Origin of the sequence: Cellulomonas denverensis (assembly GCF_012396125.1) — a bacterium.
GTDB lineage: Bacteria > Actinomycetota > Actinomycetes > Actinomycetales > Cellulomonadaceae > Cellulomonas > Cellulomonas denverensis.
Map to the genome: position 1 here is coordinate 1 of NZ_JAAXOX010000011.1, position 23,585 is coordinate 23,585.

The following is a 23,585-nucleotide window of genomic DNA, read 5'->3' on the forward strand; positions in this document are numbered from 1 at the left end:
GCCGGTACTCGCCGATCGCCCCGGCACCGGCGGCGGCCAGCGCGTCGACCAGGGCCCCGGCCTGCTCCACCGGGACGAAGACCACGTGCTTGTCCAGCGCCTGCGCCGGGGCGGGCACCAGCGGGCGAGGCGGTGCGGGCGAGGCGGTGCGGGGTGAGGCGGTGCGCGGCGGCGCGGACGAGGCGGCGCGGAGGGGGCGGTGCGGAGGGGGTGGTGCGGGGTGAGGCGCGGCGGGGCGGTGCGGCGATAAGGCGCGGAGGAGGCGGCGCGGCGGTGAGGTGGGATGGTGCGACTTCGGTGCTCCGGCCGCGAGGTCGGCGGCGCGGGTACCGAAGTCGGAGCGGGAGTGCCGAACTCGGCGCTGCGGGGGTGAGCCTGGGTGGGCGGTGAGCCTGGGTGGGCGGTGAGGCGAGGCAGGCAGTGAGGCGAGGTGGAGCCAGGTAACGCAGTCCGCCGGGGGCGAGCGCGGGGGAGTGAGCGCGGGGGAGCCAGCGCGGGGGCGCGGTGCCCTCGCCCGGCGGGCCGGTGCGGGGTCAGTCGAAGGCGCCCGCGACCGGGGCCAGGGCGCGGGTGAGCAGGTTCGGGAGGCTGGTGCGGTCGGCCCCGGCGCGGGACCACTCCTGCACCGCGGCGATCAGCGCGCCGGACCAGGCGGTGGCGGCGACCCGGGCGTGCAGCGGGTCCAGGCCGGCGGCGGCGGGCAGCAGGGCGTCCGCGACGGCGAGGGTGCGGCGGGCGGCGGCCAGGTGCAGGTCCTCGCCGAGCCCCATCGCGTCGGACTGGGTGAAGGCGAGTGCGACGTGGTCGGCGGGCAGGTCGCCGGCCAGTCGGAGCAGGGCGGTGCGGGCCGCCGAGCTCCCGGCGCCGGCCGTCGGGGCGGCCAGGTCGGCGCGCAGCCGGGTGACCAGGTCGTCGAACCCGGCCCACAGCAGGTCGGACTTCTGGTCGAAGTAGTTGAAGAAGCTGGACCGGCTGACCCCGGCGCGCTGGGTGATGTCCGCGACCGAGGTGGCGTCGTAGCCCCGCTCCAGGAACAGTTCCCCGGCGGCCTCCTCCAGCATGGCCCGGGACGAGGCGCGGGGGCGTCCGCGGCGTGTGGGCATGGTCACGTGCTCATGGTAGGTGCCGGGCCGAAGGTCCCCCTTATTCTTGGATCCGGTTCAACAATCCCGAGTCGAAGGTGGAGCCCCCGTGGCCCGTCAGTCCGTCCTGGTCCTCGCCGCCGCCCTGCCGGTGCTGCTGGTCGCCGCGTGCACCGGTGGTGGCGGCAGCACCGCCACCCCCACCGCGCAGGACGGCGGCACCCTGGTGTACGCCAGCGGCGACGCCGAACCGACCTGCCTGGACCCGCACGTCGGCGGCAACTACCCGCAGGCGCTGATCAGCACCCAGTACCTGGAGCCGCTGGTCGGCCGGGCCGAGGACGGCACGATCCTGCCCTGGCTCGCCACCGACTGGCAGACCAGCGATGACGGTCTGACCTGGGACTTCACCCTCGCCGACGGGATCGAGTTCACCGACGGGACGCCCTTCGACGCCGAGGCGGTCCGGGCCAACATCGAGCACCTGCAGGACCCGGACACCGGATCGTCCACCGGCTACCTGGCGGTGCAGAAGGTGGCCTCGGTGGAGGCGGTCGACGCCACCCACGCCCGGTTCCACCTGACCGAGCCGGACTCGGCGCTGCTGGAGTCGCTCAGCCAGCAGTGGACCGCGATGCAGTCCCCGGCCGGCATCGCGCGCGGGATGGAGGAGAACTGCGCCGCACCGGTCGGCACCGGACCGTTCATCGTGGAGCGCTGGATCCCGCAGCAGCAGGTCGACCTGGTCCGCAACGACGACTACGCCGGGCTGGACCCCGAGGCCGGGCACGACGGCACCGCGCACCTGGACGGCCTGACCTGGCGGTTCATCCCGGATGCCGCCACCCGCTACGCCGCGCTGCGCTCCGGTGAGGTGCAGGTGATCGACAACCCGCAGCCGGATGCGGTGGCCGCCGCCGGTGGGGACATCACGCTGATCGACGCCCCGCGCCCCGGCGCCTCCAACCGGATCGAGCTGAACTCCGCCCAGGCGCCCTTCGACGACATCCGGGTCCGGGAGGCCTTCATCCGGGCGGCCGACGTGGATGCCGGGATCGAGACCCTGTTCGCCGGGACGGTCGAGCGCTCCACCTCGGTGCTGTCCAGCGTCGAGCCCGATGTGCTTTCCGACCCCGGCCTGTTCGGGGCCGACCTGGACCGGGCGAACGAGCTGCTGGACCAGGCGGGCTGGACCGAGCGCGACGCCGACGGCTACCGCACCCGGGACGGTGAGCGGCTGACCGTGCGTTTCCCGGTCAGCACCAACCAGTCGGTCGCCGCGGAGCAGTCGCTGTTCGAGCAGATCCAGGCCGGGGCCAAGCAGGCCGGCTTCGACGTGGTGCTGACCCCGCTGGACCTGTCCGGCTGGTACACCGCGCTCGGGGCGAACGAGTACGAGGCGGTCAGCGCGCCCTACACCAAGGTCGGCCCGGACGTGCTGCGGATCCTCTACCACTCCGACGGCACGATCCCGGCGCCCAGCGGGTACTTCGCCAACCACGCCCAGCTCAAGGACCCCGCACTGGACGACCTGCTGGACCGCGCCGTGGCCACCGCCGACCCGGACGAGCGCGCCGGCCTCTACCAGCAGGCGCAGCAGATCATCCTGGACAGCTACACCGTGCTGCCGCTGTACGACCAGCTGAACCGGTTCCTGGTCAGCGGCGCCGAGGGCGTGCGCACCCTGAACACCGTGGCGACGCCGACCTTCCTCGACGCCCGCCTGGTTTCCTGACCCGTGGTCTGGTGGCGGTGGCTGCTGGGCCGGATCGGCTCGGCGCTGCTGGTGGCCTGGGTGGTCGCCACCGCGGTGTTCTTCGCCCTGCGCGCGGCCGGTGGTGACCCGACCGAGGCGATCCTCGGCGGACCGGGCTCGCAGGCCGGACCGGAGGCGGTGGCGGCGGCCCGGGAGCAGTACGGGCTGGACCGGCCGCTGGTGGTGCAGTACCTGACCCAGTTGTGGCGGGTGGTCACCCTGGACCTCGGCGACTCCTACGCCCGCCGGATGCCGGTGAGCGAGCTGCTGGCCGCACAGCTGCCCGGCACCTTCCTGCTGGCGGTGCTGGCGTTGGTGCTGGCCTGGGTGCTGGCGCTCGCGGTCGCCACCGCCGCGACCCGGGCGCACGGGCCGGTGGGCCGGGCCTGTGCGGCGGTGCTGCGCGGCGCCGAGGTGGTCGCCGCCGTGGTGCCGCACTTCTGGTTGGGCGCGGTCTTGATCGGCGTGTTCTCCACCGCCCTGGGCTGGTTCCCGGCGACCAGTGCCGGCGACGACCCGGCCTCACTGGTGTTGCCCACCGTCACGCTGGCGGTGCCGGTCGCCGGGTTCCTCGGCCAGCTGATCCGGGACTCGGTCGCCGAGGCGGAGGCGGCGCCGTTCGCGGTCACCGCCCGGGCGCGCGGCGGCTCGGCGGTCGGGGTGCTCTGGCGGCACAGCCTGCGGCACGGTGTGCTGCCCGCGGTGTCGCTGTCCGGCTGGGCCTTCGGTTCGTTGCTGTCCGGGGCGGTGGTGGTGGAGACGTTGTTCGGGCGGCCGGGTCTGGGCCGGTTGCTGCTGGACGCCACCCTGAGCCGGGATGTGCCGGTGGTGATCGGTGCGGTGCTGGTGGTGGCGCTGGCCTATGTGGTCGTGATGACGGTGGTCGACCTGATCGAACGCCTGCTCGACCCGCGGACCGCCCCGGTCACCGCGGTGGTGCCGGAGGTGGTGGCATGACCGGCCGGGTCGCCACCGTGCTCGCCGCGGTCGTGGTGGGCCTGATCGCGGTCGCCGTGGTCTGGCCCGGCCTGCTGGCCCCGGGCGACCCCACCGCGATCGACCCGTTGCACAGCTTCCTGCCGCCCGGGCCCGGTCACTGGCTCGGCACCGACGAGTCCGGGCGCGACCTGTGGACCCGGGTGGTGCACGGCGCGCGCGCCTCGGTGGGCATCGGGGCGGCGGCCACCGCGATCGGGGTCGGGGCCGGACTGGTGCTCGGGCTGGCCGCCGGACTCGGTCCGCGCTGGCTGGACGCCGCGGTCGGCCGGGTGCTGGAGGTGCTGTTCGCGCTGCCCACCCTGGTGCTGGCGCTGCTGCTGGTCGCGGTGCAGGGCGCCGGGGTGCGGTCCTCGGTGCTGGCGGTCGGGGTGGCGACCGCCCCCGGCTACGCCCGGATCCTGCGCGCCCGGGTCCGTACGGTGGCGGCCTCCGGCTATGTGGAGGCGGCCCGGCTGGAGGGACATGGGCCGGTGCGGGTGCTCGGCCGGCACCTGCTGCCGAACACGCTGTGGCCGCTGGTGTCGGTGGCCACGCTCGGGATCGGGCAGGCGGTGGTCTGGGTGTGCGCGCTGAGCTTCCTCGGCCTCGGCGCCCTGCCCCCGTCGCCGGAATGGGGCGCGATGCTGAACGCCGGCCGGCTCTACCTGGACTCGGCCTGGTGGCTGACCGTGATGCCGGGCACCGCGATCACCCTGACCGCAGCGGCGCTGACCGTGCTGGGCCGCCGGATCGGCCGGGTGGCGACATGACCGCGCCGGTGCTCGACGTCGCCGGGCTGCGGGTGGCCTTCGGCCGCCCGGTGCTGCACGGGATCGACCTGCGGATCGACCCGGGGGAGTGCCTGGCCGTGGTCGGTGGCTCCGGGGCCGGCAAGTCGGTGCTGGCCCGGGCGCTGGTCGGTCTGGAACCGTCCACGGCGGACACCTTCTCCCTGCTCGGCCGGGACGCCCGTGCCTTCGGGCCGCGGCAGTGGCGGGCGGCCCGGGGCCGGGACGTCGGACTGGTGCTCCAGGACGCCCTCGGCTCGCTGGACCCGCTGCGCACGGTGGGCGCCGAGGTGGCCGAGACCCTGGCGATCCGGCGCCCGCGCGACGACTCCGGCCGCCCGGCCCCCCGGCTGCCCCGCGCCGCCCGCCCGGCCCGGGTGCACGAGCTGCTGGCCCGGGCCGGGCTGCCCGAACCGGAGCTGCGCGCCCGGCAGCGTTCCGGCCAGCTCTCCGGCGGGATGCGGCAACGCGCGCTGATCGCCGCCGCCCTGGCCGCCGATCCGCCGCTGCTGATCGCCGACGAGCCGACCACCGCGCTGGACGCCACCGTCGCAGCGCGGGTGCTGGACCTGCTCGCCGACCTGCGCGACGCCGGCACCGCCGTGCTGCTGATCACCCACGACCTGGCCGCGGTGTCCCGGGTCGCCGACCGGGTGCTGGTGATTGACGACGGCCGGGTGGTGGAGTCCGGCCCGGTCGCCGAGGTGGTCGGCGCGCCCCGGCACGCGGTCACCCGGCGACTGGTCGCCGCCGCCCGGCTGCCGGACGGACCCGGCCCGATGCCCGCACCCGGCGACCCGGTGCTGACCGGACGCGGACTGCGCCGGGTGTTCCCGCTGCCCGGTGGCCTGCACCTGCCCGCGGTGGACGGGGTGGACGTGCAGCTGCGCGCCGGCGAGGCGATCGGGCTGGTCGGTGAGTCCGGCTCCGGCAAGACCACGCTGGCCCGCCTGCTGCTGGCCGCCGACACCCCGGGCGCCGGAACGGTGGAACTGGACGGTGGCCCGTGGTCGGCGCTGCCCGAGTCCCGCCGTCGTGCGCAGCGGGGAGCGATCCGGTGGGTGCCGCAGGACCCGCTCGGCTCGATGGACCCCCGGCTGACCGTCGGCGCCGTGCTCCGCCAGGCCCGGACCGGCGACTCCTCGCCCACGGTCGAGCAGCTGCTGGCCGCCGTGCATCTGCCGCCCGAACTCGCCGCCCGCCGCCCACGCACCCTCTCCGGCGGGCAGCGGCAGCGGGTCGCGATCGCCCGGGCGCTGGCGAGCGATCCCCGGGTGCTGGTGCTGGACGAGCCGGTCTCCGCCCTCGACGTTCAGGTGCAGGCCGCGGTGCTCGAGCTGCTGGTGGAGCTGCGGCGATCCGCCGGGCTGTCACTGGTCCTGGTCTCGCACGACCTCGGGGTGATCCGGCGGGTGTGCGACCGGGTGCTGGTGATGAGCGGGGGGCGGGTGGTCGAGCAGGGGGCGGTGGCGGAGGTGTTCGCCGCGCCGCGGCATCCGGTGACCCGCGAGTTGCTGGCGGCCCGGGCGATGCCGACCGGATGACGGGTGCGGCGCGTTGACCTCCGTGCGGCCGGTTGAGCAGCGATGATGGAACCGGTTGTTCTGGATCGGTCGCTAAGGGGTCGCGGTATGGCAGCAGGTGGCGAGCCGCGCCGCCCCTCGCTGAAGGATGTCGCCCGCGAGGCGGGGGTGTCGTACCAGACCGTCTCCCGGGTGGTGAACGGCGGCCCGCGGGTCTCCCAGGAGACCCGGTCGCGGGTCCAGGACGTGATCGCCCGCCTCGGGTACCACCGCAACGACACCGCCCGTGCGCTGGTGACCAGCCGGTCCCGGACGATCGGGATCATCGCCGACGCCTCGCCGCGATACGGCCCGGTCAGCACGCTGGCGGCGGTCGAGGCGGCGGCGCGGGAGGCGGGCTACACCGCCGTGGTGACCACGCTGCGCGCGCCGGACTGGCAGATCGCGGTCCGGGCGTTCTCCTCGTTCATCGAACGGGGGGTGGAGGGGATCGTGGTGATAGCGCCACGGATGCCGCTGGACAAGGTCACCCAGGAGATCACCATCCCGGTGCCGGTGGTGCTGTTGGCCCCCGGCGAGACCAGCACCCCGAAGCTGACCGTGTTCTACGAGGACCAGGAGCTCGGTGCCCGCCTGGCGACCCGGCACCTGATCGAGCTCGGGCACCGGGAGATCGCGCATCTGGCCGGGAGCCAGGACTGGCTGGACGGCCAGGTGCGGCTGCGCGGCTGGCTCGGCGAGCTGCGGGATGCCCGGATCCCCGCCCTGCCGGTGCGGTACGGCGACTGGACCGGGGACAGTGCGTACCGGATCGGGCAGCGGATGATCGCGGACGGTCTGCCCGGCTCGATCTTCATCGCCTCGGACCTGATGGCGCTCGGCTTCCTGCGGGCGATGTACGAGCACGGGGTGCGGGTACCCGACGACATCTCGGTGGTCGGCTTTGACGACAACGAGTTCGCCTCGCAGGTCTTCCCGCCGCTGACCACCGTGCGGCAGTCGTTCGTCACGGTCGGGACCAGGTGCATGGAGATCCTGCTGCGCCTGATCGACGGTGAGCCGGCCGACACCACCCCGGCCCAGCCCGAGCTGATCGTGCGGGCCTCCACGGCTCCGCCCCGCTGACACCGCCGCCCCGCCCGCCCCTCGGTCCACCGCCCTCGCCGGCCCGTCTCCGATCCACACTTCGCGCTGGGCCCACCCGTCCCGTGGGCCCACCCGTCCCGCGGCCCACCCGTCGCGCCGCCCACCCGTCCCGCGGGCCCACCGTCCCGCTGGGTCCCCGCTCCACCCATCCCGCTGCCCCCTCCCCGGCCGTCGCTCGTCCCATGTTTGGGCGAACGTTCGCCTAGATCCTTGACGGCGATAGGGCGAACGTTCACACTGGCGTAGTCATCGGCCTCGACGCGGAGGCGATGACCGGGCCGGACCTCCGGGGGTGGGTCGCCCGGCCGGACCATCCAGCTTCACCGATCAAGGGAGATTGATGATGTTGCGCACGTGGAAGTGGGCGGCCCCGGTCGCCGTGGCCGCGCTGGCTCTGGCGGCCTGCTCGTCGGAGGCGGATGACACCGCCGCGGACGACTCGGGCGTCTCCGCCCAAGCCGACGCGGCGCTCGCCGAGCTGGCGGACCAGGTGCTGGCCACCGGCCCGCACGGGGAGGAACCGTCACCGGCGGAGGTGGCCGACCTCAGCGACGAGGAGGTGGCTCAGGTGGCCGACCTCGGGGCCACGGCAGCGATCGTGATGCACTACGGCGGCAATGACTGGGCCAATGCTCAGATCGACGGCCTGAAGACCCGCTTCGCCGAGCTGGGCATCGAGGTGGTCGCCGTCACGGACGCGAACTTTGACCCCGGGCAGCAGGTGTCCGACATCGAGACCGTGATGGCCAAGAACCCGGACATCATCGTCTCGATCCCGACCGACCCGGTGGCGACCGCCGCGGCCTATCAGGCGGCGGCCGACGCCGGCATCAAGCTCGTGTTCATGGACAACGTGCCCGACGGCCTGGAGGCCGGCACGGACTACGTGTCGATGGTCTCGGCCGACAACTACGGCAACGGCGTCGTCTCGGCGCACCTGATGGCCAAGTCCCTCGGCGGCGCCGGGAAGATCGCGGTGATCTACCACGAGGCGGACTTCTTCGTGACCCAGCAGCGCTACGACGGGTTCATGACCACGATCGAGGAGCAGTACCCCGACATCGAGGTCGTCACCGAGCGGGGCATCGCCGGTCCGGACTTCGCCGGTGACGCGCAGAAGGTCGCCGACGCCCTGCTCACCCAGAACGCCGACCTGGACGGCATCTGGGCCGTCTGGGACGTGCCGGCCGAGGGCGTGATGGCCGCAGCCCGGTCCGCGGGCCGCAATGACCTGAAGATCGCCACCCAGGACCTGGGCACCAACGTCGCCATCGCCCTGGCGCAGGACGACATGGTGATCGGCCTGGGCGCCCAGCGGCCCTACGAGCAGGGTGTGACCGAGGCGAACCTCGCCGCGGGTGCGCTGCTCGGCCGCGAGGCACCGGCGTTCGTGGCACTCCCGGCGCTCCCGGTCACGCACGACAACGTGCTGGAGGCCTGGTCCACGGTCTACAACCAGGACCCGCCGAGCGACCTGGCCAACGCCTTCACCGACTGACCGTCCGCCCCCCACGACCACCGAGGAGGTGGAGATGCCTTCCCCTGCTGCGCCCCGCACCGGGCATGGCGACCACACCACCGGCCCGGGCACGGTGCCCGCGGTCCGGATGCGGGCGATCGACAAGGCCTTCGACGGCGTACCGGTCCTGCGGGACGTGTCCTTCGAGGTCCTGCCCGGTGAGGTGCACGCGCTGGCCGGCGGCAACGGCGCCGGCAAGTCGACACTGATGAAGATCCTGCAGGGCGTCTACCAGCGGGATGCCGGGACCGTCGAGGTCTTCGGCACCGACCTGCGGGCCAGCTCGATCCAGGAGGCCAAGGCCGCCGGGATCGGGATGGTCTTCCAGGAGTTCTCCCTGGTCAGCACCCTCACCGTCGCCCAGAACATCTTCCTGGACGACGAGCCCCGTCGCCGCGGACTGATCGACGACGCCCGGATGCGCCGGGAGGCCGCCGCGCTGCTGCGCCGGATCGAGGTCGACATCGACCCCGGTGCGGAGGTGGGTGGCCTGCCGACCGCCCAGTGGCAGCTCACCGAGATCGCCAAGGCGCTCAGCCGGGACGCCCGGGTGCTGATCATGGACGAACCCACTGCGTCCCTGGCCAAGCACGAGGTCGACGCCCTGTTCGAGCTGATCGGCCGCCTGAAGGCCCAGGGCATCGCGATCATCTACATCTCGCACCGGATGGACGAGGTCGACCGGATCGCCGACCGGATCACCATCCTGCAGGGCGGGCGGCACCTGCTGACCGCACGGCTGGCGGACATCACCCCGCAGGAGATCGTCGCGGGGATCGCCGGGCGGGAGCTCGCCGCGGCGGGCCGGGCGGTCGGCGGTGTCCCGGCCGACGCCCCGGTGCTGCTGGAGGTGCGCGACCTGCACGCCCGCGGGGTACACGGCGCCGACCTGCGGCTGCACGCGGGGGAGGTGCTCGGCATCGCGGGCCTGATGGGCTCGGGCCGGACCGAGCTGGCGGGCGCCCTGTTCGGGGTGAACCCGATCACTGCCGGGACGGTCACCCGCGACGGTCAGCCGCTGCGGATCGGCTCGCCGCGGGACGCGATCGCCGCCGGCATCGTGCTCGTGCCGGAGGACCGGCGGTTGCAGGGCCTGGTGCTGGACCACTCGGTCCGCTCCAACCTGGTCCTGCCGCTGCTGCACCGGGTGCTGCGCCGGGGGCTGGTCGCCGTCGACCAGGTCCGGCGGCTCTCGGACGAACTGATCCAGCGGTTCTCGATCGCCGTGGCACGGCCGGACGCCCCGGCCCGCCTCCTGTCCGGCGGCAACCAGCAGAAGATCGTCATCGCGAAGTGGCTCGGGACGGCTCCCGACGTCCTCGTGATGGACGAACCCACCGCCGGCGTGGACGTCGGCACCAAGTCGGAGATCGTCCGGATCGTGCGCGAGCTCGCGCGGGACGGGAAGGGAGTTGTCGTGATCTCGTCCGAGTTCCCCGAGCTGATCGCCATGTGCGACCGGTTCCTGATCATGCGCGACGGGGTGGTGGTCGACAGCCTCGACGCCGCCGAGGTCGCCTCGGAGGTCGAGCTGGAGCTCGCGGTGCAGGGGCTGGCCGCATGACCGCCCCCGCCGCCCTGACCGGCGAGGTGGTCGCACCGAGCGGCTGGCGCGCGATCGCCGCCCGGATCGACTGGCGCCGGGACATCATCTACGTCGGGTTCGTGCTGGTGTTCTGCGTCTTCGCGCTGCTCCTGGGCGACCAGGGGTTCCTCAGCTCGACCAACCTGCTGAACATCCTGCGCCAGACCGCGATCGTGGCGATCATGGCGGTCGGCATGACCTTCGTGATCGCCGCCGCGGAGATCGATCTGTCCGTCGGGTCGGTGGCCGGCCTGTCCTCGATCACCACGGCGATCACGATCTCGCACGCCGGACTGGTGCCGGGCATCGTGGCCGGGTTGGCGGTCGGCCTGCTGGTCGGCGCGATCAACGGTGCCCTGGTGGCCTACGTCCGGATCCCGTCCTTCCTGGTCACACTGGCCATGCTGGGCATCGCGGTCGGGGTCGCCCAGTGGGTGACGGCCTCCGCACCCCAACCGATCCTGGACAGCACCTTCAACACGGTGTTCGGCTCGGGCAACATCGGCCCGCTGCCGGGTCTGGTGGTCTGGATGGCCATCGTCGTCGCGATCGGCGCCGTGGTGCTGCGCAAGACCCGGTTCGGCCGGCGGGTGCTGGCGACCGGCGCCAACCGGGTGGCCGCCGAGTACTCCGGCGTCAACACCGCCCGGATCACCTTCCGGGTGATGCTCATCTGCTCGATGACCGCCGCCCTCGCCGGGATGCTCTACGCCGGCCGGCTGCACTCCGGCCGGTTCCAGTGGGGCTCGGGCGACGAGATGAACGCGATCGCCGCGGTGATCCTCGGCGGCACCGCGCTCTCCGGCGGCAAGGGCTCGGTGATCGGCACCCTGTTCGGCGCCCTGCTCATGGCCCTGATCAGCAACGGGCTGATCCTGGCGGGCCTCGATTCCAGCCAGCAGCAGGTCGTGCGGGGCGTGATCATCGTGCTCGCGGTGGCGCTCGCCCGCAAGAAGTGACGTCAGCACCAATCCCCTCGATGAAAGGAAGAGCCGTGCCCCACAGCAGCGGTGCGCAGCGCCCTGTCACCATTTCCGACCACCGTCTCGCCCTCCATGGCGAACCGACCGCGCTCTACGGCGGCGCCGTGCACTACTGGCGCCTGGACCGTGACCGATGGGAACCCATCCTCGACTCGGTCGCGGCGATGGGCTTCACGATGATCTCGATCTACATCCCGTGGGAGGTGCACGAGATCTCCCGGGGCCAGTTCGACTTCGGGCAGATCAACCCCTCGAACGACATCGATGCCTTCCTCACGCTGTGCGAGCGCAAGGGGTTCTCGGTCGTCGTGCGGCCCGGCCCGCAGATCAACTCCGAGCTCACCTGGTTCGGCTACCCGAAAAGGATCCTGGCCAACGAGCGCCTGCACGCCCGCAGCGCCCGCGGCTCCAAGGTGATCCTGACCCAGGTGCCCAAGCCGATCCCGGCGCTGAACTACGCCAGCGAGGAGTTCTTCGAGGAGACCGCGCTCTGGTACGACGCGATCTGCGCGATCCTGGCCAAGCACGCCTACCCGCACGGTGGGATCGTCGCCGCCCAGGTCGACAACGAGATGGCCTACTTCTTCAACGTCAACGCCTACGCGGCCGACTTCTCCGAGGAGTCCATCGCGGGCTACCGGCAGTTCGTGCTGGACAAGTACGGCGACCTCGCCACCGTCGCCGCGGTCTACGGCCGGGCGTACACCGATCCGGCCCAGCTCGACCCGCCGCGTCGGTTCGCCGGCACCGAGCGCCAGGACATCCCCTGGTACACCGATTGGGCGGAGTACCGGGAGCGGTACCTGGTGACCTCGATGGACCGGCTCGGCGGCATGATGCGCGAGCGCGGCCTCGGCGGGATCGCCCTGTTCCACAACTACCCCCACCCGCTCGGCCCGGGCGGCGCGGCCTCCGGCTTCACCACGCCGTTCAACCTGATGGGCCTGGAGGAGAAGCTGGACTTCGTCGGCTTCGACATCTACGCCCGCAAGGAGCTGTACTCGCACGTCAAGACCGTCGTGTCCTACGTGGTCGGGTCCAGCCGGTACCCGTACATCCCCGAGTTCATCGCGGGCGTCTGGCCCTGGTACCTCAACCCGGGCGACCTGTCCGACGAGGAGTTCGTCACCAAGGCGGCGCTGATGCACGGCATCAAGGGCTTCAGCCGCTACATGCTGGTCGAGCGGGACCGGTGGCTTGACTCCCCGATCCGGCGCGACGGCCGCGAGCGGGCGGACAAGGTCGAGATGTTCGGGCACGTCAACGCCCTGCTCAGCGAGAACGGCCTGGACCGGTACTCGCGTGAGGCGGACGCGCTGCTGCTCGCCAACCGCGACTACGACCGGCTGGAGGCGGCTGCGGTGCTGGTGTCCTTCCCCGGGGACTTCCTGGAGACGCCCTCCGGCTTCTCGGAGTACGCGGGGCCGCTGACGGTCAGCGAGGAGCCGCTCGGCTTCGACCAGCCGGTGCAGCTGGCCAAGGGCACCTGGTTCACCGCGTTCTCGCAGGCGATGGCCGGCTCCGGGCTGGGCTACCTGCTGTCGGACACCGCCCTGGCGCCCGACCGCTGGGCCGGTCGCAAGCTGGTGGTGGTCACCACCCTCGACTACCTGGACGCCGGCCTGCAGCAGTCGCTGCTGCGGCACGCCGAGGCCGGGAACACCGTCGTGATGGGACCGAAGGCGCCCGCGCTGGACCAGACGATGCGACCGTGCACGATCCTGGCCGACGCCCTCGCCGCCGGCACGGAGACCGACGGCGTCCGGCGGGCCACCGTCGGCACCGGTCGGCTCGTGCTGGTCCGGGATCTCGACCGGGTGCCCGAGGTGGTCGCCGCCGAAGGACGGGACGCCGGGGTCACCGCCTGGACCGCCAACGACCCGGCGCTGGACGTCGCCATCCACGGCACCCCCGAGGACCCGGCGGCGAAGGTGGTGTACGTGGCGAACCCGACCGACCGGGAGATCGCGGCCACCGTCCGCCCGGGCACCGTCACCGGCACGGTCACCGAACTGTGGTCCGGCCGCACGGTGCCCGTCGAGGACGGCGCGATCACGGACACGCTGCCGCCCTACTCCATCCACGTCTACCGGTGCACCGTCACCGCCTGAAAGGACAAGGTCAATGCTGCACAAGGACGTCCTCATGGCCGACATCGACGTCGACCAGTGGCGCAACGCCCAGTCCCTCCTCCTACGCTCGGCGAAGGCCGCCCGGCGGATCGTGGTCATCCATGAGGCCGGGCGGGTGCTCAAGCTCCGGCACACCGACGGGATCCCGGTGGCGGGCACGGTGACGACGGTCGACGACCCGGCCGGGGTCGCCCGGGAGCTGTACCGGGCCAACGCGGACACCACCGACCTGGTGGTGGTGCTCGACCGCGACGACGTCGACGCCTACTTCGCCTCGATCCAGGACGCCTGGGACATCGACGCCGACCTGGACGCCTTCGTCCAGAACACCTACGCCACGATCGACAGCTTCCCGGCCGGCATCGTGACCCACCCCGGCCCGGCCCGGTCGCAGCTCGGCCTGCAGTGGCGGATCGGCGCCTCGCTCCAGGAGGTGGAGGCCGCCGCCCGCGCCCACGTGGCACCCGGCACGACGGCGGTGCTCGGCGTGTACGACGCTGGGGCGCTGTGGACCTCCCTGGTCCTCGACCTGGACGAGGAGTGGAAGGTCACCTCGGTCACCACCGCCGACCCGTCGCTGGTCGACATCGCCGGGCCGCGGGACGAGGTGCTGGACCGGCTGGTGACCTGGCAGCGCGACCGGGGGCGGGAGGTGTCCTACGCGCTGCTGCTCGACCGGGCGGTGGCCGAGGAGTTCCTGGCGGCCACCGGGGTGGACAAGGCGGCCGTGCTGACCGGCGCCCTGAGTTCGGGCACCGCGTCGATCCGGGAGGGCGCGGCGCGCGGCTGACCTGGCGGTCCTCGGGGGTGTGGTGCGAGCGGGAGGGCTCGTGCCACACCCCGGGGGCGTGCGTCCGGGGTGTGGCGTGCGCGGACACCCACCACCCCATCCCCCCTTCCGACACCCTCATTCCGTGCACAGCCGGCACCCAGCGGCCCGGACCTGCCACCTCCCGGACAGCAAGGTCGGCCGCGCGCGGCACACCGTCGTGCGCGAACGAGGGGAACGGGACATGGGTGGGATGCCCAGTGCAGGTCAGTCGCCGAGGTGAAGCCGGTGACCACGCTGGCGGCGACCGGCGTCCCGGCCCGGACGGCACTGATAGCCGCCGTGGCGAGCGTGCTGGCGGGCTGGGTGCTGCTGGTGATGCGGCGGCGGGCCCTGCGGCGCTGATCGAGTCGGCGGCGCGAGCCGTCGCCCCTGGGTAGCGACCAGGAACGAGTGGCGCCCTCCCCTCAACTCGTCCACCATCACCACTCAGATCCGCCACCGAGGGCTTCCCGACCGGCACCATCGGGTCCGCGCGGTTACTCCTCCGCGCCTCGAGGCGTCGTCGACGACGCGAAACAGGGGGAAGCTCCATGCGTGGATGGGTCAGTGCCGGACGAGGCGCGCGGGTCGCCGCCGTGACCGGCGTGTTGCTGCTCGGATCGGGGGTCGCCACCACCGTGGCCGCCGAGGGGTCGCCTGCGACGGAACCGGTGGTCCAGCCGACCTCCGAGCCTGCCCCCGAGCCGGAGGAGTCCCTCGCACCGGATGCCGGCACGGTCCCCGCCGAGGAGGCAGAGCCCGCCACTCCGGCCGTGACCGCCACCGACGACCCGTCCCAGCCTGCCGTCACCGAAGAGACCGCGGTCACGTGGCTCACGGCCGTGCGGGGCCGCACGCAGATGGTGCCGTGGGCCGAGACCTTCGCGCAGCTCTACCCAGACGCAGGGGAGGTCACCCTGGTCGGTGTCAGCGGCCCGACCTTCGGCACGGCGTCGGTGGACCTCTCCGCCGGCACGATCGAGTACGTCGCTCCGGACGAGACGCCGGGCACCGACGACCCGCTCACGGTGACGGTGCTCGCCGGCGGGACCGAGTATCAGGTCCTGTTCCTGGTGACGGTCCATCACGAGACGATCGGGGTTCCGATCCAGCGGTACACGCCGGCCGAGGTGCCTGTCACCTTCGGTTACGTCGCACCCGAGCGGAGTCCGGACGGAGCCGCTCAGACCGAGCCGGTTCCGGCGGCCGGAGCGGACGCGGCGGAGACCCGAGCCGCGGTTCCGCTGGCCAGTGCTGCGCTCGATCGCATCACGGCCATCGGCCCGGTCGATCCGGCCCACGGCTCGGCAGCACTGGACGCGGCCACCGGGCAGGTCACCTTCACCCCAGCGGCGGGCCACATCGGCGCCGTCCAGTTCCCCTACACGGTGACGGGCGTGGGTGGCGAGGCCACCGGCACGGTCCAGGTCGACGTCCTGCCACGGCTGGCCGACGCCGCCGTGCGCGTGGCTACCCCGGTGGACACCGCCGTGGTCGTCCACCCCGCTGCGGCCGCCGGGGGCAACGGCGTGGCCGTCGGGTCCACCTGGACCGACCCCGGGCACGGCACGCTGAGCGCACCACCGGCGCCGCACGACCTGACGTACACCCCGGCCACCGGGTTCACCGGTCAGGACACGTTCGTGGTGACCGTGACCGATCCTGCTGGGCAGAACGTCCGGGTCACGGTGACGGTCGACGTCGGCGTGCTGCCGGCCACCGGTGTCCAGGTCGGGGCGGGGCTGGCCGTCGCCGGGGCGGCCGTCCTGGCCGGTGCCGGGCTGGTGCTCCTGCGCCACCGGGCCCTGCAGCGCTGAACCCAACCTTTCCGCCTCCCTGTACGTCATCTGAGTACCGCGGTCCACACGCTGCCGCGGACCAAACCGCCGGGATGCCGCACCGGCGCCGACGAGGGGAACGGCCATGGACGGGTGGATGAGGGCAGGACGAGGGCTGCGGGTGGTCGCGGTGGCCGGAGTCATGGTGATCGGGACCGGCGCGGTGTCGGCCGTAGCGGCCGAGCCCACACCGCCGGTGCCGGAGGTGACCGCCGAGCAGCCCCTCGCGGAACCGGATCCCGGCTCGGTGCCGGACCCGGATGCCGGGGTGGGGGCGACCGATCCGGCGGAGGTGACCGAGCCCGGCCCGATCGACGAGGGGGAGACCGTCCTGCCGGATCCCGCCGGCCCGGACGGTGATGTCGTGGCGGAGTCGCCGGCACCGGAGCCCGGCGCCGCCCCGCCGCAGGCTCCGGCTCCGGCAGCGGACACCGATCTGGGACTCGCACCGGCGGCCGTGGCCGAGTCGGCCTCGCTCGACCTGCTGGTGGCGGCGGGCGCTCCCACGGTGGTGGACTACCGGTCGGCGCTGCCCGCGTCCGGCCAGGACGAGTGGGCGGGGCAGCAGTCCGCGAGCTACACGGCGAACGGCGGCACCGTCGGCGGTCCCTGGCCAACGGGACGCTGCGCTACGTCCCGGCCGCGGACTTCGTGGGCACGGACGTGTTCTCGGTGACGGTGCGGGACTACGCAGGACAGGTGGTGGAGGTCGAGGTCAGGGTCACGGTGACGGATCCCACGGTGGTGCCCCCGGCCGGCGAGGTCCCGCCGACGACCACGGCACCGCCGACCACCACGGTGCTGGCCGCCACCGGTGCGGGGGTGCCGGCCGGGCTGGCCACGGCGGGTGCCACGCTGCTCGCCGGGGCGGGTGCCCTGCTGCTGCGTCACCGGCTGCAGCGCCGGGCCTGAGCCCCGGACCTGAGCCCCGGCAGCCCGGCGGCGGTGGTCACGCGATGAGCGCGTCCACCGCCTCCGGGCTGAGCACGTGGTCGACCGCCATCGCGCTGGCGCCGAGGATGCCGACCTGGGATCGGGCCTGCGAGGTGACGATCCGCAGGTGCTGGGTGGCCAGCGGGAGGGTGCGGGAGTAGACCACCTCACGGATGCCGGCGATCAGGTGTTCGCCGGCCTCGGCCAGGATGCCGCCGATCACGATCATCGACGGGTTGAGCAGGCTGACGCAGGCGGCGAGCACGGCGCCGATCTCCCGCCCGGCCTGGCGCACGGCGCGGCTGGCGGCGAGGTCGCCGGAGCGGACCAGGGCGACCACGTCGGCGCCGGTGGCGGCGGTCAGACCCTGGCGGGTGAGGGCGGCAGCGACCGCGTGGCCGGAGGCGACGGCCTCCAGGCAGCCGACGTTGCCGCACCGGCAGGGCACGCCCTCGGCGCCCGGGACGGCGATGTGGCCGATGTCCCCGGCGGTGCCCTGGGCGCCGCGGCGCAGGTCGCCGTCGCAGATCACGCCGGAGCCGATGCCGGTGGCGACCTTGACGAACAGCAGGTCGTCCACGTCCGGCCAGGCGGTGCGGTGCTCGCCGAGGGCCATCAGGTTCACGTCGTTGTCGACCAGCACCGGGGCGTGCAGCTGGGCGGCCAGGATGCCGGGCACGTCGACGTCGTCCCAGGCGGGCATGATCGGCGGGTTGATCGGGCGGCCGGTGGAGTGCTCGACCGGTCCGGGCAGGCCGACGCCGACGCCGGCCAGGTCGCCGAGGTCGCGGCCGTGCTCGGCGAGCAGGGTGCGGGCGGCGGTGACCACCCAGTCCAGGACGACCTGGGGGCCCTCGGCGATGGCGAGCGGTGACTCGGTCTCGGCCAGGACGGTGCTGCCCAGGTCGGTGATCGCGGCGCGGGCGTGGGTGGCGCCGAGCTCGACGGCGAGCACGACCTTGGCGCTGGGGCAGAACGCGAAGGTGGTCGGTGGCCGCCCGCCGGTGGAGGTGGCCTCCCCGGCGGGGGAGATCAGGCCGGCGGCCATCAGCATGTCGACCCGGGCGGCGATGGTGGAGCGGGCCTGTCCGGTGGCTGCGGCCAGGTCGGCCCGGGTCCGGGGCCGACCGTCCCGGAGCAGCTGGAACAGCTCGCCGGCACCGGTGTGCCGCTGGGGGAGCTTCACGACGTCCTGCACCCCGTCAGTGAACCACGAAGTGACGTCCGCGTCGGCCGCTTTCGTCCAAGCTGTGCGGCACTTGTGCTTGGCAAGCGGCAAAAGGTCCCGTACCGTCCTGCTTGTCCGACTCGTCCGAGTTCGACAGTTTGTCAGGGCCGCGATGACGCGCCCCGCCCGCAAGCCGGACCAAGCCCACCCCATGACCTGGGGTGCGCTGTCCCTCACTTCTGTCGGTCACGATCACATAACGCGCCGACGAACTCCTGACTTTTGATTGACAGCCGACGAAACTCTGGTGAGGATCGCCACATGGTCAACGACGACCCCCAGCCGCTGCTCCAGATGCGCGGCATCGTGAAGGAGTTCCCGGGTGCCCGGGCGCTCGACGGAGTGGACCTGGAGGTCCTGCCCGGCGAGGTGCACTGCCTGCTCGGGCAGAACGGCGCCGGCAAGTCCACCCTGATCAAGATCCTGGCCGGGGCGCACCAGCCCACCGAGGGCACCGTCCTGGTCGACGGCCGCCCGGTCACCATCGCCACCCCGGTCGCCGCGCTCAAGCTCGGCATCGCCACCATGTACCAGGAGCTGGACGTGGTCGGCGGGCTCACCGTCGCGGAGAACGTCTACCTCGGCCACGAGCTCGCCACCGCCGGTGTCCAGCACCGCCGCGAGGCCCGCCGGCACACCCGGGAGCTGCTGCGCCGCCTCGGCCACGCCGAACTGTCACCCAACCGGGAGGTCGGCACGCTGTCCGCCGCCGCCCAGCAGGTGGTGTCGATGGCCCGGGCGCTGTCCCACGACGCGCGGGTGATCATCATGGACGAGCCCTCCGCGGTGCTGGACTCCGACGAGGTGCAGAACCTGTTCCGGGTGGTGCGCGAGCTCACCGCGTCCGGGGTCGCCATCGTCTACATCTCGCACCGGATGGAGGAGATCCGGGCGATCGGCGACCGGATCACCGTGTTGAAGGACGGCCGCACCGTCGCCGCGAACCTGCCGGTGGCGGACACCCCCACTGCCGACCTGATCAAGCTGATGACCGGCCGGAACGTGGAGTACGCCTTCCCGGCCCGTGTCGCGCGCGACACCGAGGGCGCTGCGGCGCCGGTGGTGCTCGACGTCGAGGGGCTGGCCCTGCGCGGCGTGTTCCGGGACGTCGGCTTCCAGGTCCGCGCCGGGGAGATCGTCGGGCTGGCCGGCCTGGTCGGCTCCGGCCGCTCGGAGATCCTGGAGACCGTCTACGGTGCCCGCCGGGCCACCGCCGGGACCGTCCGGGTCGGCGAGCGCCGGCTCCGGCCCGGGTCGGTGGACGCGGCGGTCCGGGCCGGGATCGGGCTGGCCCCCGAGGAGCGCAAGAGCCAGGGGCTGCTGCTCGACGAGCCGGTCTACCGCAACATCACCCTCGCCAGCTTCGGCCGGTTCGCCAGCGGGGGACTGCTGAACGAGCGCGCCGAACGCGCCGCCGCCACCGAGCAGGCCCGGTCGCTCGACCTGCGCCCGGCCGGGGTGGACCGGCCGATCCGCACCTTGTCCGGCGGCAACCAGCAGAAGGCGATGCTCGCCCGCTGGCTGGTGCACGGCTGCCGGGTGCTGCTGCTGGACGAGCCGACCCGCGGGGTGGACGTCGGGGCCCGGGCCGAGATCTACGCCCTGATCCGGCGGCTGGCGGACTCCGGCGCCGCCGTGGTGGTGGTGTCCAGCGAGATCCCCGAGGTGCTCGGTCTGGCCGACCGGGTGCTGGTGGTGTCCGAGGGCCGGGTGGTGCACACCGGGCCCGCCGATCAGATCGACGAGCACGCCGTGCTCGACATGGTGATGGAAGGAAGTGCGGCGTGAGCGGTCAGACAGCGGCGGCGCCCCCGGCGGCCGAGCAGGCCCGGGTGGAGAAGCAGGCGGCCCCGCACCAGCGGTTCAGCTTCGGCGGGGCCGGGATGCGCAACATCGGGCTGATCATCGCCCTGGTGGTGCTCGGGGTGATCGGGTACGCCACCTCCGGCACCCGGTTCGCCAGCCTGGACAACCTGACGGTGATCGTGTCCACCGCATCGATCATCGGGGTGCTGAGCATCGGGATGACCTTCGTGATCACCGCCGGGGGGATCGACCTGTCGGTGGGGTCGGTGCTCGGACTGGCCTCGGTGTGGGCGACCACGCTGGCCACCCAGACCATGGCCGACCAGTACGGCTGGATCGTGATGGTCGGCTGCGCGCTGGCGGTCGGTGTGGTCGCCGGCCTGATCAACGGGGTGCTGATCGCCTACGGCAAGGTGGTCGCCTTCATCGCCACCCTGGCCATGCTGGTCGCCGCCCGCGGCCTGGCCGAGCTGATCGCCCAGCGCCGCACCCAGCTGGTCACCGTCGACAGCTTCGAGTCCACCTTCAAGGGCGACCTGCTCGGGGTGCCGAAGATCGTCTGGATCTTCGCGCTGGTCGCGGTCGCCGGCTGGTTCCTGCTCAACCGCACCACCTTCGGCCGCCGGACCGTGGCCGTGGGTGGCAACCCGGAGGCCGCCCGGTTGGCCGGCATCCCGGTCAAGCGGCACACGATGCTGCTGTACGCGCTCGCCGGTCTGGCCGCCGGCATCGCCGCGGTGATGATGCTGGCCCGCACCGGCGCCGGTTCCTCCACCAACGGCCAGCTGTACGAGCTGGACGCCATCGCCGCGGTGGTGGTCGGCGGCACCCTGCTGGCCGGTGGCCGCGGCACGATCGTCGGCACGGTGCTGGGGGTGCTGATCTTCGCCACCCTGACCAACCTGTTCATCCAGAACAACCTGGACTCCTCGGTCCAGGCCGTCGCCAAGGGCGCGATCATCATCGCCGCCGTCCTGCTGCAACAGCGCTTCGTCTCCCGCACCCCCGGCTGACGCGCGCCCGCCCCTGCTTCGCCGAGTTCGGTACTCCCGCTCCGGCTTCGGTACCCGCGCCACCGACCTCGTGGCCGGAGCACCGAGGTCGCACCGCCCCGACACGTCCCTACCCACCCCTGCCCGCATTCCGGACATCCATCGAAGGAGATCGTCATGTCCGTCCGCCGTTTGATCCCCCTGGCCGCCGTGGCCGGGCTTGTCCTGGTCGGCTGCACGTCGAACACCCCCGCCGAGGACACCGACGACACCGGTGGCGGGGCGGTGAACCAGGCCGTCTCCGACAACGACGAACCCGGCGACACCGTCGTGATCGGCTTCTCCGCCCCGGCCGCCGACCACGGCTGGATGGGCGCGATCACCACCGCCGCCCAGGCCGAGGCCGACACGTACGAGGACGTCGAGCTCCGGGTCGCCGAGGGCACCAACGACGTGAACCTGCAGATCAGCCAGATCGAGCAGTTCATCAACGACGACGTCGACGCCATCGTGCTGCTGCCCTTCGACGGGGGCGCCCTGACCGACGTCGCCACCAAGGCGATGGACGCCGGCATCCCGGTGATCAACGTCGACCGGGAGTTCTCCAGCCCGTTCGCCTCCCGCACCACGGTGCTGGGCGACAACTACGGCATGGGCGTCTCGGCCGGGACCTACATCTGCGAGCAGCTCGGCGACCAGCCGGACGCGGTGGTGGCCGAGATCGCCGGCATCGACTCGCTGCCGCTGACCCAGGACCGGTCGCAGGGCTTCGCCGACGCGCTGGACGGTTGCGGGCTGGAGGTCGCCAACCGGGTGGCCGCCGACTTCACCGTCCAGGGCGGGGAACAGGCGGCGGCGAACCTGCTGCAGGCCGCCCCGGAGATCGACGCGATCTGGAACCACGACGACGACCAGGGTGTCGGCGTGCTGGCCGCGATCGAGAACGCCGGCCGGGACGAGTTCTTCCTGGTCGGTGGCGCGGGCTCGGCGAACATGATGCGCGAGATCCAGGACCCGGAGTCGGTGGTCAAGGCCACGGTCATCTACCCGTCCACCCAGGCCGCCGACGGCATCAAGCTCGCCCGGCTGGTGGCGCACGGCGACCGTTCGCTCAGCGACCTGGCCTCGTTCAGCGTGCCGCGCACCGTGCAGCTGTACGCCCCGGTGGTCACCGAGGAGAACGTCGACGAGTACATCGACTCGGCCTTCGAGTCCTGAGCTGGTGCCCCGGGCCGGGGAGGGACCGGCCCGGGGCACCGACCACGGAAGGAGCCCGTCGATGGACGAGGCACACGGCGGCCGCACGCTCGGCGTCGGGATGGTCGGCTACGCCTTCATGGGCGCGGCGCACTCCCAGGCCTGGCGGACCGCACCCCGGTTCTTCGACCTGCCGCTGGCCCCGCGGATGCGGGTGCTGGCCGGCCGGGACCCCGGCGCGGTGAAGGCCGCGGCGGAACGGCTCGGCTGGGAGCAGACCGTCACGGGCTGGCCCGAGCTGCTGGACCGCGACGACGTGGACCTGGTGGACATCTGCACCCCGGGCCACACCCACGCGGAGATCGCGATCGCCGCCCTGGACGCGGGCAAGCACGTGCTGTGCGAGAAGCCGTTGGCCAACACCCTGGCCGAGGCGGAGGCGATGGTGGCCGCCGCCGAGCGTGCCGCCGCCCGCGGGGTGCGCTCGATGGTGGGCTTCACCTACCGCCGGGTGCCCGCGGTGCAGCTGGCCCGCCAGCTGGTGGCGGACGGGCGGCTAGGCGAGATCCGGCACGTGCGGGTGCAGTACCTGCAGGACTGGCTGGTCGACCCGCAGGCGCCGTTGACCTGGCGGCTGGACAAGCAGCTGGCCGGCTCCGGTGCCCTGGGCGACATCGGGTCGCACGCGGTGGACCTGGCCCAGTTCGTCACCGGGCAGGCGCTGACCGGGGTGGCCGCCGCGCTGGAGACCTTCGTCACCGAGCGGCCCTACCCGGCCGGCGGTCCCACCGGTGGGCTGGTGGCCGCGCCCGGCGACACCACCGGGCCGGTCACGGTCGACGATGCCGCGGTGTTCCTGGCCCGGCTGTCCGGCGGGGGACTGGGGGTGTTCGAGGCCACCCGGTTCGCCACCGGGCGCAAGAACGCGCTGCGGATCGAGGTGAGCGGGTCGGCGGGGTCGCTGGCCTTCGACTTCGAGGACATGAACGTGCTGCAGTTCTTCGACGGGCAGGACGACGTGCAGGGTTTCCGGCGGGTGCTGGTCACCGAGCCGCAGCACCCGTACATCGCCGCCTGGTGGCCCGCCGGTCACGGCCTGGGCTACGAGCACGCCTTCACCCACCAGGTGGTCGACCTGGTGGGCGCGATCGCCGCGGGCACCGACCCGGCACCGTCCTTCGCGGACGGGCTGGCGGTGCAGCGGGTGCTGGACGCCGTGGAGCGTTCGGCCGCCGACGACAGCCGCTGGACGGCGGTCGGCTGAGTACGTCCGTCAGTCCCGAGCCCA

Annotated in this window: 19 protein-coding genes; 17 read left to right on the forward strand and 2 right to left on the reverse strand. The window is 73.1% G+C overall.

Annotated features, from left to right (window positions below; translation table 11 throughout):
- Window positions 1-533 precede the first annotated feature (533 nt).
- The gene (locus tag HGA03_RS15095; protein ID WP_239073782.1) at window positions 534-1,103 is read right to left on the reverse strand and encodes a TetR/AcrR family transcriptional regulator; all 570 of its coding nucleotides are present in this window, start codon (window positions 1,101-1,103) and stop codon (window positions 534-536) included.
- Between the two features lie 88 nt (window positions 1,104-1,191).
- Between HGA03_RS15095 and HGA03_RS15100 the strand changes: the two genes are divergently transcribed.
- The 13 genes from HGA03_RS15100 (at window position 1,192) to HGA03_RS15160 (ending at window position 17,053) form a co-directional block, all read left to right on the forward strand.
- Window positions 1,192-2,817, forward strand: coding sequence for an ABC transporter substrate-binding protein (locus HGA03_RS15100; RefSeq protein WP_168631130.1), 1,626 nt, complete (start codon window positions 1,192-1,194; stop codon window positions 2,815-2,817).
- A 3-nt stretch (window positions 2,818-2,820) separates the two neighbouring features.
- On the forward strand, window positions 2,821-3,795 hold the full coding sequence (locus HGA03_RS15105) for an ABC transporter permease (protein ID WP_168631131.1): 975 nt from the start codon (window positions 2,821-2,823) through the stop codon (window positions 3,793-3,795).
- Complete coding sequence (locus tag HGA03_RS15110; RefSeq protein ID WP_168631132.1) at window positions 3,792-4,586, forward strand: ABC transporter permease; 795 nt, start codon at window positions 3,792-3,794, stop codon at window positions 4,584-4,586. Before HGA03_RS15105 ends, HGA03_RS15110 begins: the two co-directional genes overlap by 4 nt.
- The gene (nikE, locus tag HGA03_RS15115; RefSeq protein WP_168631133.1) at window positions 4,583-6,148 is read left to right on the forward strand and encodes a nickel ABC transporter ATP-binding protein NikE; all 1,566 of its coding nucleotides are present in this window, start codon (window positions 4,583-4,585) and stop codon (window positions 6,146-6,148) included. Before HGA03_RS15110 ends, nikE begins: the two co-directional genes overlap by 4 nt.
- Window positions 6,149-6,235: 87 nt before the next feature.
- Window positions 6,236-7,252 carry a LacI family DNA-binding transcriptional regulator gene (locus tag HGA03_RS15120; protein ID WP_168631134.1) on the forward strand — a complete coding sequence of 339 codons (1,017 nt, stop codon included), beginning with the start codon at window positions 6,236-6,238 and terminating at the stop codon, window positions 7,250-7,252.
- Window positions 7,253-7,616: 364 nt separating this feature from the next.
- On the forward strand, window positions 7,617-8,771 hold the full coding sequence (locus HGA03_RS15125) for a substrate-binding domain-containing protein (protein ID WP_239073773.1): 1,155 nt from the start codon (window positions 7,617-7,619) through the stop codon (window positions 8,769-8,771).
- Window positions 8,772-8,805: 34 nt separating this feature from the next.
- On the forward strand, window positions 8,806-10,356 hold the full coding sequence (locus HGA03_RS15130; RefSeq protein ID WP_203767748.1) for a sugar ABC transporter ATP-binding protein: 1,551 nt from the start codon (window positions 8,806-8,808) through the stop codon (window positions 10,354-10,356).
- A complete protein-coding gene (locus HGA03_RS15135) occupies window positions 10,353-11,336 on the forward strand; it encodes an ABC transporter permease (RefSeq protein WP_168631136.1) in 984 nt (327 codons plus the stop codon). Before HGA03_RS15130 ends, HGA03_RS15135 begins: the two co-directional genes overlap by 4 nt.
- A 35-nt stretch (window positions 11,337-11,371) precedes the next feature.
- Window positions 11,372-13,471, forward strand: coding sequence for a beta-galactosidase (locus tag HGA03_RS15140; protein WP_203767751.1), 2,100 nt, complete (start codon window positions 11,372-11,374; stop codon window positions 13,469-13,471).
- 13 nt (window positions 13,472-13,484) lie between these two features.
- On the forward strand, window positions 13,485-14,282 hold the full coding sequence (locus tag HGA03_RS15145) for a hypothetical protein (protein WP_168631138.1): 798 nt from the start codon (window positions 13,485-13,487) through the stop codon (window positions 14,280-14,282).
- Window positions 14,283-14,899: 617 nt separating this feature from the next.
- Window positions 14,900-16,120, forward strand: a complete 1,221-nt coding sequence (locus tag HGA03_RS15150) for an Ig-like domain-containing protein (protein ID WP_168631139.1) — start codon at window positions 14,900-14,902, stop codon at window positions 16,118-16,120.
- A gap of 118 nt (window positions 16,121-16,238) precedes the next feature.
- Window positions 16,239-16,817, forward strand: a complete 579-nt coding sequence (locus HGA03_RS15155; protein ID WP_168631140.1) for a hypothetical protein — start codon at window positions 16,239-16,241, stop codon at window positions 16,815-16,817.
- Window positions 16,805-17,053, forward strand: coding sequence for a hypothetical protein (locus tag HGA03_RS15160; protein WP_373307740.1), 249 nt, complete (start codon window positions 16,805-16,807; stop codon window positions 17,051-17,053). Before HGA03_RS15155 ends, HGA03_RS15160 begins: the two co-directional genes overlap by 13 nt.
- A gap of 37 nt (window positions 17,054-17,090) precedes the next feature.
- Here HGA03_RS15160 and HGA03_RS15165 read toward each other — a convergent pair whose 3' ends face one another.
- Window positions 17,091-18,260, reverse strand: a complete 1,170-nt coding sequence (locus HGA03_RS15165) for an ROK family transcriptional regulator (protein WP_239073776.1) — start codon at window positions 18,258-18,260, stop codon at window positions 17,091-17,093.
- 303 nt (window positions 18,261-18,563) lie between these two features.
- Here HGA03_RS15165 and HGA03_RS15170 point away from each other — a divergent pair, with 303 nt between their 5' ends.
- The 4 genes from HGA03_RS15170 (at window position 18,564) to HGA03_RS15185 (ending at window position 23,561) form a co-directional block, all read left to right on the forward strand.
- Window positions 18,564-20,090: a sugar ABC transporter ATP-binding protein gene (locus HGA03_RS15170; protein ID WP_168631143.1), complete on the forward strand. Its 1,527-nt coding sequence runs from the start codon at window positions 18,564-18,566 to the stop codon at window positions 20,088-20,090.
- Entirely contained in the window at window positions 20,087-21,121 is a 1,035-nt protein-coding gene (locus tag HGA03_RS15175; protein WP_373307739.1) for an ABC transporter permease, read from the forward strand. The genes HGA03_RS15170 and HGA03_RS15175 overlap by 4 nt, the downstream gene beginning before the upstream one ends.
- Before the next feature lie 156 nt (window positions 21,122-21,277).
- Window positions 21,278-22,318 carry a substrate-binding domain-containing protein gene (locus tag HGA03_RS15180; protein ID WP_168631144.1) on the forward strand — a complete coding sequence of 347 codons (1,041 nt, stop codon included), beginning with the start codon at window positions 21,278-21,280 and terminating at the stop codon, window positions 22,316-22,318.
- Between the two features lie 61 nt (window positions 22,319-22,379).
- Window positions 22,380-23,561, forward strand: a complete 1,182-nt coding sequence (locus HGA03_RS15185; protein ID WP_239073778.1) for a Gfo/Idh/MocA family protein — start codon at window positions 22,380-22,382, stop codon at window positions 23,559-23,561.
- The last annotated feature ends 24 nt before the right edge of the window (window positions 23,562-23,585 follow it).